Annotated in this window: 13 protein-coding genes; 9 read left to right on the top strand and 4 right to left on the bottom strand. The window is 51.5% G+C overall.

The features are described 5' to 3' along the window. Positions 1–22: 22 nt before the first annotated feature. The 5 genes from MKQ68_RS00495 (at position 23) to MKQ68_RS00475 (ending at position 9,916) form a co-directional block, all read left to right on the top strand. Positions 23–4,879, top strand: coding sequence for a PKD domain-containing protein (locus tag MKQ68_RS00495; protein WP_264281627.1), 4,857 nt, complete (start codon positions 23–25; stop codon positions 4,877–4,879). Positions 4,880–5,038: 159 nt separating this feature from the next. Beyond that, positions 5,039–7,861, top strand: a complete 2,823-nt coding sequence (locus tag MKQ68_RS00490; protein ID WP_264281626.1) for a T9SS type B sorting domain-containing protein — start codon at positions 5,039–5,041, stop codon at positions 7,859–7,861. Between the two features lie 16 nt (positions 7,862–7,877). Continuing rightward, positions 7,878–8,909, top strand: coding sequence for a PorP/SprF family type IX secretion system membrane protein (locus tag MKQ68_RS00485; RefSeq protein ID WP_264281625.1), 1,032 nt, complete (start codon positions 7,878–7,880; stop codon positions 8,907–8,909). Positions 8,910–8,960: 51 nt separating this feature from the next. Then, on the top strand, positions 8,961–9,431 hold the full coding sequence (locus tag MKQ68_RS00480) for a redoxin domain-containing protein (RefSeq protein WP_244837437.1): 471 nt from the start codon (positions 8,961–8,963) through the stop codon (positions 9,429–9,431). Between the two features lie 275 nt (positions 9,432–9,706). Further along, positions 9,707–9,916 (top strand): T9SS type A sorting domain-containing protein, encoded by a 210-nt coding sequence (locus MKQ68_RS00475; protein WP_244837438.1) that lies wholly within the window; start codon positions 9,707–9,709, stop codon positions 9,914–9,916. A gap of 61 nt (positions 9,917–9,977) precedes the next feature. Here MKQ68_RS00475 and MKQ68_RS00470 read toward each other — a convergent pair whose 3' ends face one another. Next, positions 9,978–11,150 carry a class I SAM-dependent rRNA methyltransferase gene (locus MKQ68_RS00470; protein ID WP_264281624.1) on the bottom strand — a complete coding sequence of 391 codons (1,173 nt, stop codon included), beginning with the start codon at positions 11,148–11,150 and terminating at the stop codon, positions 9,978–9,980. A 126-nt stretch (positions 11,151–11,276) separates the two neighbouring features. On the opposite strand from MKQ68_RS00470, the gene MKQ68_RS00465 reads away from it, so the two are divergent. The 4 genes from MKQ68_RS00465 to MKQ68_RS00450 all read left to right on the top strand — a co-directional run bounded on the left by MKQ68_RS00465 (position 11,277) and on the right by MKQ68_RS00450 (position 15,534). After that, entirely contained in the window at positions 11,277–11,828 is a 552-nt protein-coding gene (locus MKQ68_RS00465) for a nucleotide exchange factor GrpE (protein ID WP_244837441.1), read from the top strand. A 112-nt stretch (positions 11,829–11,940) separates the two neighbouring features. After that, on the top strand, positions 11,941–13,101 hold the full coding sequence (dnaJ, locus tag MKQ68_RS00460) for a molecular chaperone DnaJ (protein WP_264281623.1): 1,161 nt from the start codon (positions 11,941–11,943) through the stop codon (positions 13,099–13,101). Positions 13,102–13,182: 81 nt separating this feature from the next. Further along, complete coding sequence (locus MKQ68_RS00455) at positions 13,183–14,133, top strand: class I SAM-dependent methyltransferase (RefSeq protein WP_244837442.1); 951 nt, start codon at positions 13,183–13,185, stop codon at positions 14,131–14,133. Beyond that, the gene (locus MKQ68_RS00450; protein WP_244837443.1) at positions 14,134–15,534 is read left to right on the top strand and encodes a high affinity choline transporter 1; all 1,401 of its coding nucleotides are present in this window, start codon (positions 14,134–14,136) and stop codon (positions 15,532–15,534) included. Here the strand turns inward: MKQ68_RS00450 and MKQ68_RS00445 are convergent. The 3 genes from MKQ68_RS00445 to MKQ68_RS00435 form a co-directional block, all read right to left on the bottom strand. Further along, the gene (locus MKQ68_RS00445) at positions 15,512–17,293 is read right to left on the bottom strand and encodes a vWA domain-containing protein (protein WP_264281622.1); all 1,782 of its coding nucleotides are present in this window, start codon (positions 17,291–17,293) and stop codon (positions 15,512–15,514) included. The genes MKQ68_RS00450 and MKQ68_RS00445 overlap by 23 nt on opposite strands. Before the next feature lie 580 nt (positions 17,294–17,873). Further along, positions 17,874–18,410 carry a hypoxanthine phosphoribosyltransferase gene (hpt, locus tag MKQ68_RS00440; RefSeq protein WP_244837447.1) on the bottom strand — a complete coding sequence of 179 codons (537 nt, stop codon included), beginning with the start codon at positions 18,408–18,410 and terminating at the stop codon, positions 17,874–17,876. A gap of 26 nt (positions 18,411–18,436) precedes the next feature. Next, the gene (locus MKQ68_RS00435; protein ID WP_264281621.1) at positions 18,437–19,840 is read right to left on the bottom strand and encodes a glucosaminidase domain-containing protein; all 1,404 of its coding nucleotides are present in this window, start codon (positions 19,838–19,840) and stop codon (positions 18,437–18,439) included. Positions 19,841–19,854 lie beyond the last annotated feature (14 nt).

Here is a 19,854-nt window from a genome sequence, read left to right as displayed (position 1 = left end):
ACCTACTCGAGAAACCTAACCGATGGAAAACCAGCAGCCGCAAACGCTGCGGAACCGCTATATACACCGAGTATTACTACTGGCTATGATCGTGCTATGCGCTCATCGTACTGTAGGGCAAACTGTAGATTTTACTGCAGATAAATTCTCAGGTTGTGTACCGCTAACCGTTAGCTTCAGCAATTTATCCGATCCCGGGGCAGTCAGTTACAACTGGAACTTCGGGCTGGGCGCAGCCGTTCCCGAAAAAGATCCCGCCAAGATATTCACGGTGGCAGGCACGTATAACGTAGTCCTCACCGTTACCTACCCCGGCAACATCGTCAAAACCGCTACCAAAACAATCACCGTATACGAGGCCCCCACGGCCGTTTTCACCACTTCGCCCCTAAGCGGCTGTACCCCCCTCACCGTTAGTTTCACCGACCAATCCACTCCCGGCTCCGGCACCATTGCCCGCGTACTTTGGGACTTTGGAGATGGCGTAACTAGCGAAACGGCCAACCCTGCGCATACGTATACACTACCGGGCAACTACACAGTAGGCAGCATTGTAACCAACAGTTTCGGCTGTACGTCGGGTTATACTTTACCTACGCCGGTTAAGGTACAATCCACCCCGGTAGCCGACTTTACCGCCAGTCCGACCAGCGGTTGCACCACGCCTATGACGGTTAATTTTACCTCCAGCGCCCCCGCCGGTGTTACCTACAACTGGGACTTTGGCGATGCGGCAGCTGGAAGCGCTAATAACAGTTCATTAGCAAATCCGTCGCACACTTATACAAGCGAGGGCAGCTATACCGTAACACTCACCGCCACGACTTCTGAGGGTTGTGCAGCCGTTGTCACCAAATCAAACCTGGTGGTTATCCGCAGTACGGTCGCCGATTTTACCTTCAGCAACAGCTGTGTGGGATCGGCGGTGCAGTTCACCAATACCACCACGCCCGCCCCTACCGTCGCTACCTGGTTCTTCCCGGATGGCAGCTCGCAAACGGGCATTAACGCCAGTAAAGTCTTTACAGCACCGGGTAACTACCAGGTAACGCTCGTATCCGGAACGCCTGGCTGTACGCAAACGACGATCAAAACAATTACCATTGCCGCCAAACCTGCGGTGGACTTTTCCGCTACACCTATTACAGGTTGTAACGTGCCGTTTACGACGCAATTCAACGCGCTGGCACCCGGCAGCACACAATACCGCTGGACGTTCGGTGACAACACCACCAGCACCACCGCGAATCCGGAGCATACTTACAATGCCGAAGGCGATTACACGGTAAAGCTGTGGGCAGCCAATGCACAGGGCTGCGCGGACTCTATCACCAAACCTGCTTACATCCGCGTGCGCCGGCCCACGATCGTACTCAGCGCCGCACCGCCTGAAGGCTGTATACCCTTCAACACGACCCTCAGCGCCAACATTACGAACGGCGGTGCAGTTACGGGGTACCAATGGGACTTTGGCGATGGCGCTACATCGACAGCAGCCACTCCTGCCCATACTTACACCACCGAGGGGTCCTTTAACGTGAAAGTGGTGATTACCTTCGCCGGTGGCTGTAAAGACTCCAGCTCCATCCCCGTGAGGGCAGGTAATATACCGGTAGTACAATTCGATGCAGATCCGAAAATAACATGTGCCGCTACGCCGGTACAGTTTACCAATCAATCCACCCCCAGGGGCACCAGCTGGAGTTGGCTATTCCCGGAAGATAACGGGGTCAGCTCGCAGGAAAACCCACTGTACACGTTCAGGAATGAGGGGCTGCACGACGTAACGCTGATCGTCAACAACTACGGTTGTATCCGATCGCTTACCAAAACAGACTTCATCACGATACAGCCGCCTATCGCTTCGTTTACGAGGGCCACCAGCTGTACAGACAAGTTTTTGGTACAGTTCACCGACAACTCTGATTTTGGCGATGCCCCTACTACCCGCAACTGGAGTTGGGACTTTGGAGACCGACAAACATCTACCGAACAGTCTCCCGCGCACCGTTACGCTGCCGCTGGATTCTACCGCGTAACGCTCACCGTAAGCAATGGAACCTGTCAGCACACCTTTACCGGCAGCGTGCGCGTAATCGACGAGCAGCCGGTGATCAGCGCCAACGCGACTACGATCTGTGCAGGTGGTACGATCACCTTTACCCGCAGCAACATCAACGACAGCAACATCGCCAGCTTCTCCTGGAACTGGAACGACAATACCAGCACTCAAACGCGTAATCTTACCTGGAACAAACGTTACAGCACGCCGGGCGTTTACAACGTAGTACTTACGGTACTCGACAGCAATAATTGCCGCACCGCTTCCACCCCGCTTACTATCACCGTAAACGGACCAAAGGCCGATTTCACTTACACCGGCAGGAACTGTAAAGGCGATGAGCAGCGTTTCAGCGACAATTCGGCCGCTAACAACGGTAACGCCCTTACGCAGTGGGTATTCGATTATGGCGACGGATCGAAGCCCGACACCTTCACCACCAAACCAGTCAGCATCGCGCACGCGTTTGCAAATGCGGGCAACTATAACGTACGACTCACCGTGACCGATGCTTCCGGTTGTAGTACCACCATCGCTAAAGCAGTATCCGTAATCGGGGTGAAAGCCGTGATCGGCCGCAATGCATCAGTGGTTTGTCTTAATTCTTCTATGGGCTTTAACAGCACCAGTTCGCAGGGAGGCCCGCTCACTTACCTGTGGAGCTTTGGCGATGGCACCACATCCACCGAAGCACACCCGGGCAAACGCTACGACACTGCCGGTTTGTTCGACGTGTCCCTCACGGTGACTAACGCGATCGGTTGTACGGATACACAGTCCGAAGCGGACTATATCCTGGTGCCGAATCCGAAGGCAGCCTTTACCCTGCCGGCAAACCTGGCTAATTGTCCGCCCGTTCTGGTACAACTCACCAACGAAAGCACCGGCAGCAACCGCGTGATCTGGGACTTTGGGGATGGCAGCCGCTCTGTGATCGCCAATGCTTCGCACGTATACACCCTGCCCGACACCTACACAATCAAACTATTTGCTTATGCAGAAGGGAATTGTGTGGATAGTACCAGCCAGCAGGTGGAGATCAAAGGTCCGCGCGGAACCCGCACCATCACTGATAAAACAGGTTGCGCACCGCAGACCGTGAGCTTCTCCGCCACCTCTGCTAACGCAGTAAAATACATCTGGGACTATGATGACGGTACCGTGCAAACCACCACTACTCCGGCCAGTTCTCACAGCTACACCCGGGAAGGATTGTATTTCCCGCGCGTGGTACTGGAAGATGCGCAGGGTTGCCAGGTAATTGCCCAGGGCCCGGCCGACACGGTGCTGATCGAGCAGGTGAAAGCATCATTTACCGCTACGCCTTCTGTGATATGCGACGCGGGTGAAATGCGTGTGGCGGACATGAGTGCGGGTCTTACAAAAGATTTACTCGGACAGGCTTTCCGCTACCAGTGGGACTTCGGGGTGCCGGGTCGTACGAACGATGTGGCCACCACGCCCAATGCGGTGTTCCGGTACGAGCAGTTCGGTACTTATGAAGTGAAACTGAAAGTGACCAGCGCCATCGGTTGTGTGGACAGTGCAACAACGTCTATCCGGGTAGATGAAAAACCGAATGGCAATATTGCTTCGAGAACAGCTATTTGTCCTGGCGACACCATCACCTTTAACGGCAGTGATGCGAAAAACCTGCCTAATACGGAGTGGAACTGGCAGTATAGCGGTAAAAATTATCCTAACCTGAGAAGCCTGAGCCTGAACTTCCCGGAAGCTGGTCTGTTCGAAATAAAACTGATCATCAAAAACCAGGAAGGCACCTGTTCTGACACCAGCGTGATGAACCTGCGCGTAAACCCGAAACCAGCGCTGGCCGCCACGCCGAAAAACGTTACCGTATGTCGCGGCCAGTCGATCCAGCTTAACGCGAACGTACCGGAAAGCCAGGTTACATGGACGAACTACCGCATCTCCAACGTAAACAGTCAAACACCGATCGTTGATCCGGTTACCGATACCTTGTACCATGTAGTAGCCGTGAACCAGTTTGGTTGTTTCAGTGAAGACAATGTACGCATTGCGGTTACGCAGCCGCATGAAATACGTACCGGCGATGCGACCATTTGTGAAGGAAATGTGACGCAGTTGGCCGTTACGGGCAATGCCACCCGTTACCAGTGGCTGCCGTCACCGACCATTAACCGTACCGACGTACTTACGCCGCTGGTAAACCCAACCGTAACTACCCGTTACGCCGTGGTTGGTTATGGCGAGGACGCCTGTTTCACCGACACTGCCTGGGCCACCGTAACGGTAAACCCCAAGCCGAAACTGGTAACTGGCGGTGATCGCACCGTGCCGGCAGGCTCCGTCGTTCCGCTCAACATACAAAGCAGTCCGGATGTCATTACCTGGAAGTGGTCACCCGCGAAGTACCTCGATTGTTACGATTGTCCGCAACCGACCGCCACGCCACGCGAAAACATTACTTACAATGTGTTGGCCACGAACGTCTACGGCTGTACGAGCACCGAGGAAATTGCGATCCGCCTGCAATGCTTAAACAGCGTTACCTTCCTGCCTAACTCCTTCTCACCGAACGGCGACGGGCAGAACGACGTGTTTTACGTACGCGGCCGCGGTGTGAAATCCGTTCGCACCTTCCGCATCTTTAACCGTTGGGGCGAGCTGGTATTTGAGCGCGCAAACTTCAACATCGACGATATTGCTTTTGGATGGGATGGCAGGCATGCCGGGCAGCTGTTGGTGCCCGATGTGTACGTGTACTATGTGCAGGCCGTTTGCGACAATAACGAGCCGCTGTTATTAAAGGGGAACGTGACATTACTGCGTTAAAAGACATCAATTCTGAATATAAGACACTGAATATCAATTAACATTATTAAAAAAGAGGTTATGAGGCAGCTATATTATATATTTGTATAATTCATATATTATAGAAGACCTTATCCCGAACTGGAAAAACCTCGGATACCTATGAGAAACCTAATGGTTATGTGTAAAGTTTTTTCTTCCCTGCTAGGATTTACGCTACTGGGAGCAAAAGCCTCCGGTCAGCAGGCCGGGTTTACCTACACGGCAAGCCCTGCGAGTAACTGTGCGCCGGCCACATTCACATTCAGCAATACCACCACCGGTTATCCTATCTCGTATACGTGGAGTTTCGGCGATGGCCGCACCTCCAAACAAAAGGATCCGGTAATTACGTATAGTACACCCGGCACCTACACTATTACGTTAACCGCTTACTACCAGGCGACGACCAGTAACATCAGCTCAGTCGTTACCGTAAATGGCATAACAGCGGCCGACTTTGCAGCCAATGACCGCACCGGTTGCGGCAGTTATACGGTTACTTTTACTAACCTCACTCCCGGCGCCACTTCGAGCACCTGGGACTTTGGCGATGGCACCGGCGTAACGGTCAATACACCTACCGTGCAGCACCAATACAATGCGGCAGACACCTTCGATGTGGTACTGACCACTACGAACGCCAATGGTTGTTCGCAAACGGTGCGTAAGAACGACTACATCATCATCAGAACGCCGGCACTGGATCTTGCCAACAATACCAGGGAAGGATGTATCCCGTTTAACGCGCAGTTCAACGCTGTTTCCTCCAATATCGACAGCGATCCGGTGACGACCTACGCCTGGAACTTCGGTGATGGTATCTCCCAAACCACAGCTACACCTGCGGTGAATCATGCCTATACAACGGCGGGCACCTATAACGTAAGCCTGACAATTACTACGCAACAAGGCTGTACGGCCACCCGTACTTTCAATCAGCATATCCGCACCGGCACAGCACCTACGGGCGTAAGTTTTACTGCTACACCGGCGGTTACCTGTGCGGCTACACCGGTAAGGTTACTCGCATCCGCCACCAATGCTACTCATTACAACTGGGACTTTGGCGACGGTATTACCAGGCAGGGAACGGAAGCAGACATTACGCGGAATTTTGTGCAGACAGGCAACCTGGCCGTTAACCTGCGTGCCGGTAACAACGGCTGTTATGTAAATGCCGCACCTGTGAACGTGCAGATAGGCGCATCCGTAGCCAGATTTACTTATGCCCGCAGCTGCAATAACAAAAGTCTTTATCAGTTCAATAATACCTCCATCGGCGACCCCACCGATACTTATGAATGGGATTTTGGAGACAACACGCCACTGGAAGCAAACGCCAGTCCACAGCACCTCTACACAGCAGAAGGAACGTACACGGTGAGGCTTAGCGTGCGCAACGCCGGTAATGGGTGCGTGAGCACTACGTTCCAGACGGTGCGCGTATTCATCGCCGACTTCAATACCGGCGTAAGTACCGTTTGTCGAGGCACCAGTGTCCCTTTCGGCGTAGTGCATGTTCCTTCTTCGCTGGTGACAAATTACAGCTGGCATTTTGGGGACGGAACAGTACTAAACACGACCGCGGTGGATATCACCAAAACCTTTAACGCTGTAGGCACTTATACCGATACGCTGATCATTTCCTACAATGATGCGGCATATTGCCGCGATACGATCGTAAAGCAAAACCATGTGAGTGTGATCGCGCCAGTGGCGGCCTTTACGATGAACACACCGGCCTGTGAAGGCAAGCCTGTAACGTTCAACAATACCTCCATACCATCGCCCAGTATTCCATTTACGAACTGGTCGTGGAATTTAGGGAACGGTACGCAGTCGGCCTTACAAACACCGGCGGCTACCACGTATAACAATAGCGGACAATTCCCTGTAAAGCTGGTGGTAACGGATGCACGCAATTGCCGCGATTCGGTAACGCAGCAGGTGACGATCAGCTCCACGCCTTTCATGCAGATCTATGCGCCTGGCACGAAGTTGTGCGAAGGCGCGAGCCTTACACTGCAGGCCGTGACAGACGCACCGCTGCAATGGACCACCGCTTACAACATTGGCTGTAACAACTGTGCGAACCCGGTGATTACACCGCTACGGGATACACAATACATTGCGGTCGCTACGAATGCCGCGGGTTGCACGGCGGCAGATACGGTAGCCATCACCGTGGTACCTGCCGTAACGCTCACCGTTAATGCCGATACAGCCGTTTGCCAGGGTGCATCCGTACAACTGCGCGCTACAGGCGGCAGCATCTACGCGTGGACGTCCGACCAGGGCGAGATCAACGGGGCTACTTCGGCCTCACCGATCGTTACACCTACGCAAAACACAACCTATACCGTGGCTGCGCGCAACGATCAAAGTTGTCCGGCGGTAATTGCAGACGTTACGGTGGAAGTGAAACCCGTACCTACGCTCGACGCAGGCCGCAACCAGTTTGTAACTGTGGGCAGCGTGATCAACCTGAACGCTACGTACAGCGCCGATGTGGTGAAATGGGAATGGACGCCTTCTACTTACATCGACTGCGCCACTTGTCCGGTTACGACGGCCACACCACGTGAGCACATGACTTACAGTATGACAGTGACTAACAACGCCGGCTGTACGAAAACGGATGTGCTGGACGTGCGCCTGCTGTGTGATCAGAGCGTAGTGTTTATCCCTACAGGCTTTACGCCTAACGGCGATGGGCAAAACGACATCTTCTACATCCGTGGCAAGGGTGTGAAACAGATCCGTTACCTGCGCATTTTTAACCGCTGGGGACAGGAGGTATTTAAACGTGAACGATTTAACATCGATGATATTAATGCCGGCTGGAACGGCATCCTGAACGGCAAAGCGCTGCAGCAGGACGTATACGTGTACATGATAGAAGCAATTTGTGACAGTAACGATATTTTCCAGATGAAAGGCAACATATCCTTAATACGCTAAATATTAACCAGTGACCATGAAAACCTTGAGGACCATAGTGATTGTGATGATGTGCCAGCTGGCAATGCTGCGTTCGGCCGCGCAGGACATACATATGTCACAGTTCTACGAAACGCCCATCCTCCGTAACCCGGCACTCATCGGCATTTTCAATGGTGATGTGCGGGTGCAGGCGGTATACCGCAACCAGTGGAACAGCATCACCACGCCTTACCAGACCGGCACACTGAGCGGGGAGCTGAAGTTTCCTGTTGGGCAGTATTACGATTACGTAACCACTGGCCTGCAAATGTCGTTCGACCGGGCTGGCCAGTCGCAGTTACAATCGGTGCAGGTGTTACCGGCATTGAACTACCACAAATCGCTGAGTGAGGATAAGAGCAGTTATCTGTCACTGGGGGTGATGGGCGGTTTCGTGCAGCGCCAGTTCAATCTTTCGCATCTTACTTTCAATAACCAGTATACTAACGGCCGCTTTGAAGCCAGCGCTCCTACCGGCGAAGAAGGGCGCCTGGCCAAACAAGGCTACACCTACCTCGACGCGGGCGTGGGCCTCAGCTACAACAGCCTGATCGGTGAGGACATTCCCTACTACATCGGCGCAGCCCTGTACCACTTCAACAAACCAAAGGTGTCTTTTTACGGAGATAAGGGCGTAGAGTTGCCACAGAAGTGGTCTTTTAACGCAGGTATTACCGTACCGCTCGATGAGAAATTTAAATTGATCGCACAGTATAACCAGATGCACCAGGGAACTTACAACGAGTACATCGGCGGCGCGCTATTGGGTTACAGCCTGTATGACGAAGGCCTGGAATCGGACCATGGCGTATATGGCGGCTTGTTCCTGCGGTGGAACGATGCCTTGGTGCCTGTGGTAAAAATAGACATGGGTGCTTACGAACTGGCGATGAGCTACGATGTAAACATCTCCACCCTGCGTAGTGCCAGCCGCTCCTTCGGGGGATTTGAACTGTCGTTCGTATTCAAAAACTTCCTGAACAGCCGCAATTCTACGCTCGATGCTACGAACTGCCCGAGCTTTTAATCTGAATATCGTACTTTTACGCCCATTCATTAAACCACTAAAACTCACCGCATGAAACTGGAAATAGGCGCTAAAGCACCCGAGTTCGCACTGTACGATACCGACAAAAACAAAGTAACGCTCAGCGAGCTGCAGGGCCAGAACGTAGTACTGCTGTTCTTCCCAATGGCATTTACCAGCGTTTGTACGACCGAACTGTGCTCCGTAAGAGACAACATATCTACCTACAATAACCTGAACGCGAAAGTGTTCGGCATTTCTGTAGATTCTCCTTTTACCCTGGGCAAATTCAAAACCGACCAGAACCTGAACTTCCCCCTGCTGTCGGACTTCAACAAAGAAGCCTCTGCTGCTTACGGTTCTATTTACGAGAACTTTGTACTGGACCTGAAAGGCGTATCTAAACGTTCGGCGTTTGTGCTGGACAAAGATGGCGTGGTTCGTTATGCGGAAGTACTGGAGAAAGCGAGCGATGTGCCTAATTTTGAGGCAGTTAAGACAACACTGGAAGGACTGAACTAATATCTTGTTAAATTTTTCCAAAAAAAGCGACGGCGAGCCATCTAATTGGCTCGCCGTTTGTTATTTTTACATAGAACTATGGTTCGACTTTCTTAATAGATATTTAAAAAAATCATTATCTTTGAAATACTATGTTGAGAAACTTTACCCTTATACTTTTACTCACTCTCTGTACCCTGGCCGTCCCGGCCTGGTCACAGTCCAAAAGCGGCCCTTCCGGTTCGGAGGACAAGGAGAAGGTCGTTAAGTTGTACCCAAACCCTGCTACCTCGAAGGTGAATTTTCAAATTCAAGGTAATAACGAGAAGGGATATGAACTTATTGTGTACAATTTCCTTGGCAAGAAAATGGACCATTTGAAGAACCTGAACAGTAAGAACGAGTTAATCCTCGATAATTACTATCCGGGCATCTACATTTTCCAGTTGCGCGACAAGGTTACGGGTGGGTTGATAGAATCGGGAAAGTTCAACGTAGTGAAGTAATTTCAACAATCAACATAGTAGATAAAAGAAAGGCCGCATTTGAAATGCGGCCTTTCTTATGTTAAGATACTTCTATGATCAGGAATTTGAGGTAGGTAGTATTTTCGATATTCCATAAGATCGGGTGATCTTTTGCCTGCGTCTGGAAAGAGACCTGGCGGATCTTTTTACGGGCGTCCTTAGCCGCCATATCGATGATCTCGAGGAACAGGGATGGTGGCACCAGGTTGGTACACGATGCTGTTACCAGGAAGCCCCCGGGCTTCAGCAGTTTCATACCGCGAAGGTTGATCTCCTTATAACCGGTAATGGCCTTCTGGATGTTCTCGCGGCTTTTGGTAAAGGCCGGCGGATCGAGGATCACCACGTCGAACTTCTTCTCTTCTTTACTCCACTGCTTCAGCACGTCAAACGCATTCACCGCCTGAAACTTACACACGTCCTGCAGGTTGTTGAGCTCCGCGTTACGACGGGCAGTGGCAACCGCATTCTCGGAAATATCGAGTCCCAGTACGCTTTTAGCACCGTAATACCCTGCATGGCAGGAGAAGGTGCCGGTGTAACAGAAAGCTTCCAGTACGTCTGCCCCCTGTACAATATGTTTGATTTCCCGGCGATTGTCCTGCTGATCGAGGAAGTAACCGGTTTTTTGGCCGTTTACGATATCCACATGAAACTTGAGGCCGTTTTCATTGATGATCACGTTGGTATCGAAAGGCTCGCTGAGGAAGCCCTTCTGCTGCTTCAGGCCTTCCAGTTCGCGAACAGGCACGTCGTTACGCTCATAAATACCTTTGGGGTTGAATATTTGAGTGAGCGCCTTGCAGATCGCATCCTTCCAGCGGTCCATACCCAGGGCGAGCGTCTGGATCACCAGGTAGTCGTTAAACTTATCGATGATGAGCGCCGGCAGTTCGTCGGCCTCACCGAATACCAGTCGGCAGTTTTCTACGTAGCCCAGCTTTTTGCGATACTCCCAGGCCTTTTGCAGGCGGTGCAGGAAAAAGTCATCATTGATCTCTTCATCCTTATCACGCGTTAACAGGCGCACCAGGATCTGGCTTTGCGGGTTGATGTAACCTTTGCCTACAAAAACACCGTTATGGGTGAATACAGACACGATATCGCCGGGTTCTACCGGTCCGGACGTTTCGCCTACTTCGTTCCCGAAAATCCATGGATGGCCGGTCAGAATGCGGCTTTGTATCTTCTTCTTTAAAAAAACTTTGGTCATGTATATGTACTTCGAGCCGCAAAGGTAAGAAAAATGAGGCCCTCCGCGCCTTGTGTCAATTTGTCGGCTCCGGACGCTTGGCAAAATTATTGTCCGTCGTACCTTTGCGAACAATTATTACCGATTATGACAGACAAAGAGAAAGATATACAGGAAAACGTACCAGATATTAATGCTGATGAAAATGTGAGCGGAACCAGCCACCTGAACGATGCATTAACGGAGGAAAGTGCCCTGGAAAAGGCAGAACAGCAGGCTGCAGAAATGCGTGACAAATACCTACGCCTGGTAGCGGAGTTCGACAACTTCAAAAAAAGGAATGCGAAAGAGCGCCTGGAGCTGATCCAGACTGCCAACAAAGAAGTGATCATCGCCATGCTGGATGTGCTGGACGATATGGAACGCGCCCAGAAACAGCTGGATACCGCTACCGACGTGGCATCCGTGAAGGAAGGTGTACAGCTGGTATTCGGTAAATTGAAGAACACCCTTACCGGCAAAGGCCTGAAACCTATGGAAACGCTGCACACCGAGTTTAATGCCGACCTGCACGAGGCCATTACCGAAATTCCCGCTCCTGCAGCCGACTTGCAGGGAAAAGTGCTGGATGAACTGCAGAAAGGTTATTACCTGAATGACAAATTGATCCGTCACGCCAGGGTGGTAGTAGGAAAGTAGAGAAATATGACGATCTGACAGGAAATTGCGACTGTTCAGACCGGATTGCTATGTAACATATTACACTGATCACAAAAGCCTGCTCATTGAGCAGGCTAACAAGTATCCAACAATGTCAGCAAAAAGAGATTACTACGAGGTATTGGGTGTTGCCAAAGGCGCCTCGCAGGATGAAATCAAAAAGGCATACCGTAAGGTGGCCATGCAGTTCCATCCGGACAGAAACCCGGGCAACACAGAGGCGGAAGAGAAATTCAAAGAAGCCGCAGAGGCTTATGAAGTGCTGAGCGATGCCGACAAACGGGCCCAGTACGACCGTTTCGGCCATGCAGGCATGGGCAACCGCGGCGGCTTCGGTGGCGGCGGCGGCATGAACATGGACGATATATTCTCCAACTTCGGTGATATTTTCGGGGACGATATATTCGGCAGCTTCTTTGGCGGCGGCGGTGGCCGTGGTGGTCAGCGACGCGGCAGAGGCACCAGGGGCTCCAACCTCCGGGTGAAGATCCGCCTCAACTACGAGGAGATCGCGAAAGGCGCCAACAAAAAGATTAAGGTAAAGAAGTATGTGCCCTGTAACACCTGCGACGGCCTGGGCGCAAAAGATAAAAATGCCTTCCACACCTGTAATACCTGCGGCGGCTCCGGCCAGGTGAGAAAAGTAACCCAAACGTTTCTCGGCCAGATGCAAACCGTTACCACCTGCCCTAACTGTAATGGCGAAGGTCAGACGATCACCAACAAATGTACCTCCTGTAAAGGCGAAGGCCGTCAGTACGGAGAGGAAATGGTATCGCTCGACATCCCGGCAGGCGTACAGGAGGGTATGCAGTTAAGCCTTACCGGTAAAGGTAATGCGGGCGAACGTGGTGGTGCACCGGGCGATCTGCTCATCCTCATAGAAGAAGAACAGCATGCAGAACTGCAGCGCGATGGCTTGAACGTCGCCTTCGACCTGTACATTTCCTTCCCGGACGCAGCCTTTGGTACGCAGGTTGAAGTGCCTACGATCGACGGTAAAGCGAAAATCAAAATACCAGCCGGCACCCAAAGCGGCAAGATCTTCCGCCTGAAAGGCAAAGGCTTCCCGTCTGTAAACAGCTATGAGAAAGGCGATCAGCTGATCCATGTGAATGTATGGACGCCGCAAACGCTTACTTCAGACGAGAAGAACATGCTGGAAAAGATGCAAAACTCAGGTAACTTTAAGCCGAATCCCGAAAAGTCAGAAAAAGGCTTCTTCGAGAAAGTGAGAGACATCTTTAGCTAAGCTTATATACTTATTCAGATAGATTACCGGAGAAAGACAGTCAACTCGTCTTTCTCCGTTTTTTTTAGTTTTTTTACAGCTATGCAGTATACCGACAAATTGCCGATGTTCGAAAACCGCCTGGTAAAGGTGTTCCGTCACCTGAAAAAGACCGCGCGCCGGCAAAACATCACCTGCTACCGCGTGTACGACCGCGACCTGCCGGAGTTCCTGTTCAGCATTGAAGTGTATGAAGATCACGTGTTCGTAGCCGAGTACGACCATCGTCATGGTATGGAGGAAGCGGAACACGAGCAGTGGCTGGAAGCCTGCATCGGCATCATTTCCAAAGTAATGGAAGTGGAAGACGAAAAGATCTATGTACGCCAGCGCAAACGCAAAGCCAATCGCCAGTCGCAGTACGAAAAACGCGATGAGGAAAAATATGAGTTTAACGTACAGGAAGACGGCCTCACGTTTAAAGTAAATCTCTCCGACTACCTCGACAGCGGCCTGTTCCTCGACCACCGCATCGCCCGTCATATGGTGCGTATGGACGCGAAGGACAAGAAAGTACTGAACCTTTTTTGCTATACCGGTTCCTTCTCCGTATATGCTGCTGCCGGCGATGCAGCGATGGTCACTTCCGTTGATCTGTCCAAAACCTACCTGCAGTGGGCCGAAGACAATATGAAACTGAACAACCTGTACGACCCCGCCAAACACCAGTTTGAGCATGCGGACGTATTACAATACCTCGATACTTTAAAGCTGAACACCTACGACCTGGTGGTACTGGATCCGCCTACTTTCTCGAACAGCAAACGCATGAAAGACTTTTTAGACATCCAGCGCGATCATGTGGACATACTGAATAAAGTGCTGCTGGCCACGAAAAAGGGCGGCACCATTATCTTCAGCAACAACTATCGCAAGTTTGAATTGGATACCCCGAACATCAACGCCACTTCGATCCAGGACATTACGAAACAAACGATCCCGTTCGATTTTGAAGGGAAGATTATCCGCAAGTGCTATAAAATTATTAAGTAGATGCTTACCGCCTTTGTGCTGGTTTACCTGCTCGTAACTGTACTGATTGGCCGCTGGGCCGCCAAACGCGTGCATAGCGCCAGCGATTTCGTAGTGGCCGGGCGTAACCTGCCATTAGGCATTAGCGCCTGTGTGATATTCGCCACCTGGTTCGGTTCGGAAACCATGCTGGGCGCCACCGCCGAATATGCACAACACGGCCTGTTAGGCGTCATGGAAGATCCTTTTGGCGCTTCGTTGTGCCTGGTGTTAGTGGGCTTGTTTTACGCCCGTAAGCTTTACCGGTTCAACATCCTCACCTTTTGCGATTTCTTTCGCATCCGATACGGACGTAAGGCTGAACTGGTATCCGCATTCATGATGGTACCTTCCTACTTCGGCTGGATCGCTGCGCAGATCGTGGCGATGGGCATCGTGATCAATAAAGTAATGGGGATTGATGAAACGGTGGCTATGATTGCCAGCGGCGGACTGGTAACGGCTTACACGTACATGGGTGGCATGTGGTCTGTTTCGGTGACTGACTTTATTCAAACGATCATGATCATTGTCGGTTTGATCATTATTACCGTTATCGTGGTGAACCAGGCTGGTGGTATGAGTAACATTATTGCACAAACACCTTCGTCCTATTTTCGCTTCTTCCCAGATCGTAACCTGAACGACTGGCTGCATTACCTGGCCGCCTGGATGACTATTGGCTTAGGCTCTATTCCGCAGCAGGATGTGTTTCAGCGGTTGATGTCGGCGAAAAGTGAAAGCGTGGCGGTACGCTCCTCGTACCTCGGTGCGCTTATGTATTTTACAATTGGGTCGCTGCCGTTGCTGATCATTTTGTGCGCACGTTTGCTGTATCCCGCACTATTCAACGAAGATCCGGAAGGAATCTTACCGGCGATGGTGTTGCAACACGGTAATCTATTTATACAGATATTATTCTTTGGTGCGTTGCTGTCGGCCATTATGAGCACGACCAGCGGCGCCATACTCGCCCCGGCTACGGTGTTAGGCGAAAACATCATACGTCCTTTCTATAAAAATATCTCTGATAAAAAGTTCCTGCTCATTATTCGTTTGTCCGTAGTAGTGGTATCTATTCTTTCACTGATCATGGCCATCGGCAGCGGTAACATTTATGAACTGGTGGGCGCATCTTCCATATTGAGCTTAGTGTCGCTGTTCGTACCGCTTACTGCCGGACTTTACTGGAAAGGCGCCACCAATGCGGGAGCGATCGGTTCCATCATAGCAGGTACGGCGGCTTATTTTATTGCGGAAAGCGTAGAGCGTGGTATTCCATCCCTGATGATTGGCCTGTTGGCCAGCGCAATTGCGATGATCGGCGGGAGTTTTATAGAGCGGTGGTTCTTTCCGAAGGCTATTGTTCAGGCGGATCTTTAAGCCAATCCGTTTTTTTCCAGACTGTTTTAACGAGCTTTAAAAATTCCGAGCGGTATTCGCCCTCGTCCTTGCCGAGGGATTTTTTGCCGATATCCAGTACCATTTGCACGTCGCCATCGCCTTTAAACTTCGACTTACGCACCAGCATGCCGAACAGCGCTACCGATGACGCAAAGCGAAAATCCTCCGAAGCATTTACAAACGTCATGCGCGGCGTGGAAACGATCTGTTGCAGGTGGCGTTCCGTCGTATCTTCCGGCGTGCGATAACATAACTTCACGTGTGCTAACAAACTGTCCGCAGCATTATTATTCTGCGTCATCGGTTCTATTTCGTACATGGCGACTACACAATGGCCCGTGCCTACGATGCCACCCACTACTTTGATCGTGTCTTCCTCCCCATCTTTCAGGGACTTGTTTTCATAACCTAACAGGCGGTACGACTTCACCCTGGCGGGATTGAAGCATACCTGTGCACGCACGTCGCGGGCTACCGTAAACAGTGTTCCTCCGAACTCGCGGGCAAATACTTTAGTGCCTTCCTCCAGATCGTCGATATAGGCAAAGTTGCCGTTGCCTTTGCTTGCGAGCGTTTCCAGCTTGGAGTCTTTATAGTTTTTCATCCCGAAGCCGAGACACGTGAGTAATACGCCGCTTTCGGATTTCTTACTGATCAGTTCTTCCATATCCAGGTCGCTCGTCTGACCCACGTTAAAGTCCCCATCAGTAGCCAAAATCACACGGTTGTTGCCACCGCGGATGAAATTGTCTTCCGCGATTTGATAGGCCATTTTGATAGCAGCCTCGCCTGCTGTGGCACCACCTGCGCTCAGGTTGTCGATGGCGGCGAGGATTTTTCCTTTATCGCTGCCTGGTGTGCTGGCCAGGATAACGCCAGGCGTACCGGCATAGGCTACAATGGCCACCTTATCGCTATCGCGCAGGTTGGCGGTGAGCACGCGGAAGGCTGCCTGTAACAACGGCAGCTTATTTTTATCCGCCATTGATCCGCTTACATCGATCAGGAATACCAGGTTACTGCGCGGTAAACTGTCGATATCGCCCTTTTGCGCGCGGATGGCGATTTGCAGCAGGTTGTGTTTCTTTTGCCAGGGGCATTCCGCATAACTGCTGTAAATGCCGAATATGCTGTCGTTACCGGGGCAGGCATAGCTGTAAGGGAAATAGTTCACCAGTTCTTCTATCCGCACGGCATCGGCCGGAATGCGCTCCTTGTTGCGAATGAAACGGCGCATGTTGCTGTAAGCCGCGCGGTCCACATCAATGGCGAAGGTGGAACTGGCCTCTTTCTTCACCTCCATGAATTTATTCTCGTACAGCTGTCCGTAAGTTTCATCAAAAAAGGAAGAAACGCCCATGGCCACATTACCGTAGTTAGGATTGGAGTTGCGGGCGAAACGTGCTTTCGCTTTCGCCAACCCGATAGGATCGGCACTCTTGGGTCGAGGGGCGAGTTCTATTACCAGTTGCGCCGGTTGATCGACTTTTATTTGTTTAGGAAGATACTTGGGATGCTGAAAAAGCAGGATGGTGTTGGTTTTTCGGACGGCTATACGAAAAAGGCCAAAGCGGTTGCTCACTGTGCTGCCGGTGTCTTTCATAACGGAAACAACGACATCAGCGATAGGACTGTGTGTAGTGCTGTCTTGCACTGCGCCGGATACCCAGTTGATTTGTTGCGCATCCAGCTGCAGGCTCCCCAGCAATACAAATAGGCTGAACAGGAGCTTTCGCATCAGTAATAACGATATGACGGCCAGAAGCCATCATAAAGTTAATAAAAAATAATAACTTGTTAAAAGCTTGTTTTTAAGTGATTACTATGAGGCGTACTGCTTTCGAGATGCAGTAACTAGTGTCGGTGGGTTGAGTGCGGTCGAGCGGAGTAGCCTTAAGCGCGGTTGAAACGCCTTTGGTTGGGCGCGGGGCGGGTAGCGTGACGAAAACCTGTCGGGCGGGCGCGAGGGGGGCAGCGTGACGAAACTGCGTCAGGCGCGAGGGGGGCAGCGTGACGAAACTGCGTCAGGCGCGAGGGGGCAGCGTAACGAAACTGCGTCGGGCGCGAGGGGGGCAGCGTGACGAAACTGCGTCAGGCGCGAGGGGGTAGCGTGACGAAACTGTGTCAGGCGCGAGGCCGGTAGCGTGACGAAACTGCGTCGGGCGCGAGGGGGCAGCGTGACGAAACTGCGTCAGGCGCGAGGCCGGTATCGTGACGAAACTGCGTCGGGCGGGAATAGGGCTTCTTTGGCGATTCGCCGGTACACCTTATACGGGTCGCAAACGGGGCACCGCAACGCTGTTAGTCAGACCGCACCGCTAATCCACCAACTGGTAAATCTCCGGCAGGTTCCTGCCCAAACCATCATAATCCAGGCCGTACCCGAGTAAAAACTTGTTAGGCACCGAAAAGCCCAGGTAATCGATTTTTACGGGATGCGTTTGTGCGTCGGGCTTGTGCAGCAGGGAGGCGATGAGCAGCTGCTCTGGCTGCTGGTGTTCCAGTTGAGGCAGGAACATACTGAGGGTTTTGCCGGTATCGACAATGTCCTCCAGGATCACGACCGTGCGACCGTACAGGTCCTCGTCCAGGCCAATGGAGGTGATCACATTGCCTGTTGACTTTGTGCCTTTATAGGAAACGAGTTTGATAAAAGATATTTCCGCATCGATCGTAATGTGTTTGAACATATCGCCAGCAAACATGAAACTGCCATTCAAGATCGCGATGAACAACGGGCGTTTGCCTTGCAGATCGCGGTTGATCTCGGACGCCATTTGGGCGATACGCTGCTGGATGTCCGCAGCTGTAATATATGGCTGAAACTGTTTGTCGTGAACGGTAATGATAGACATGTCGATTCGGATTTTGTCGGTTTGATTTACTGGCTTACCACCAACTGCTGCCCGGTCCTGATGTTGTTATCGGGCAGGTTGTTCCAGCGTTGCAGCTGGGCTACAGTAACATTGTATTTTTTGGAGATCGCGTACATGGTTTCCTTTTCCTGTACCGTGTGGTATTTAGTATTGGATGGTGCCGAAGGCTGCCGCGTAACCGGCATGGTTTCACGCTTAACGGTGGCGCCATCGATCTTCTTCAGATCTTCTACCATCTGCGGTGGCAGGCTGTTCGTTTCCTGGGCCGCCGGTCCCGACTTAGCAGGAGTGGCCGATGGCGTCCCCTGCACATTGCCTTCACGCGCTTTGGATATCTCGTCCTTCACATCCCTTACCAACTTTTTTAGGTTCAGGTCTTTGGGCTGCTGGTCTTCTTCTTTGATGATCGCTACGCTGCTGGCCGTGAGTTTCGGTTTAGCAGGAGCGTAACCGTCGAGCAACAATTTTTCACCGGGAGCAGGCTCCTCCCCTTCGTCCAGCTTATTACGCTTGCGCAGCCACTCAAGCATAATGCCTTCTTTCTGCGAAATGCTGTGCAGGTCTTCTCCTTCGGCTACGATGTGATAATCGTTAGCACCCGTGCGATTCTTGCGTTGTAAGAAGATGAGCATATCTTCTTCCAGCAGTACTGCATCCTTCAAATCGTTATAATGCACCAGGTTACTCACCCGGATGTCTTTATCATTTGCTAACACCACCAGCGAAGTGCCTGCAGGTGCGAACATCACTTTACGGCCGTTGATCTTAAATTCTCCCGAAGGATAATTAACCGGCGCAGCTTTAGGAATTACCTTATTGACAATGTTGCCCGACACAGGCTGGTCATCGCCGATAAACGGACCATCATTTTTTACGAGTGCGCCACCTTCACCTAATCCCTGTAAAGTATATTGATTAAGGTCGTAGCGTTCAATTACTTCTATCAGTTGCTGCGGATAAGTGCGACTGGTGGCGTAACCGGCCTGTTTAAGACCGTAAGCCCAGGATTTATAATCCTTTTGATCATATTCGAAGAGGAAACCGTAACGGGGATTGCTGCGGAGGAAGTCGGAATGGTCCTTCCAGGAAGCGGTGGCGTTATCATATTTGCGGAAACATTCCTGGCGGGCGTCGTCGTCGTAGTTAACGGAAGCGCCGGTCCAGTTGTTTTTACATTTGATACCGAAGTGGTTGTTGGAGTTTTGTACCAGCCAGCTGTTACCCGACTGTGTCTCTATAATCCCCTGCGCCAGTTTGATGGCTGCAGGCACGCCGGAACGTTGCATTTCGGCGATAGCTACATTTCTATATGTGTTGATGTACTGTGCCGTGGTAATGTTTTGTGCCTGTGTAAGTGACACACTGCCTATAAGAAAACAAAGAAGCAGCAAATATTTTCTTACCTGCATGAACATGAATTTAA

This window comes from Chitinophaga horti, assembly GCF_022867795.2.
Lineage (GTDB): Bacteria > Bacteroidota > Bacteroidia > Chitinophagales > Chitinophagaceae > Chitinophaga > Chitinophaga horti.
The sequence above is the reverse complement of the archived record's forward strand: the minus strand, read 5'-3'. Positions and strand labels throughout refer to the sequence as shown.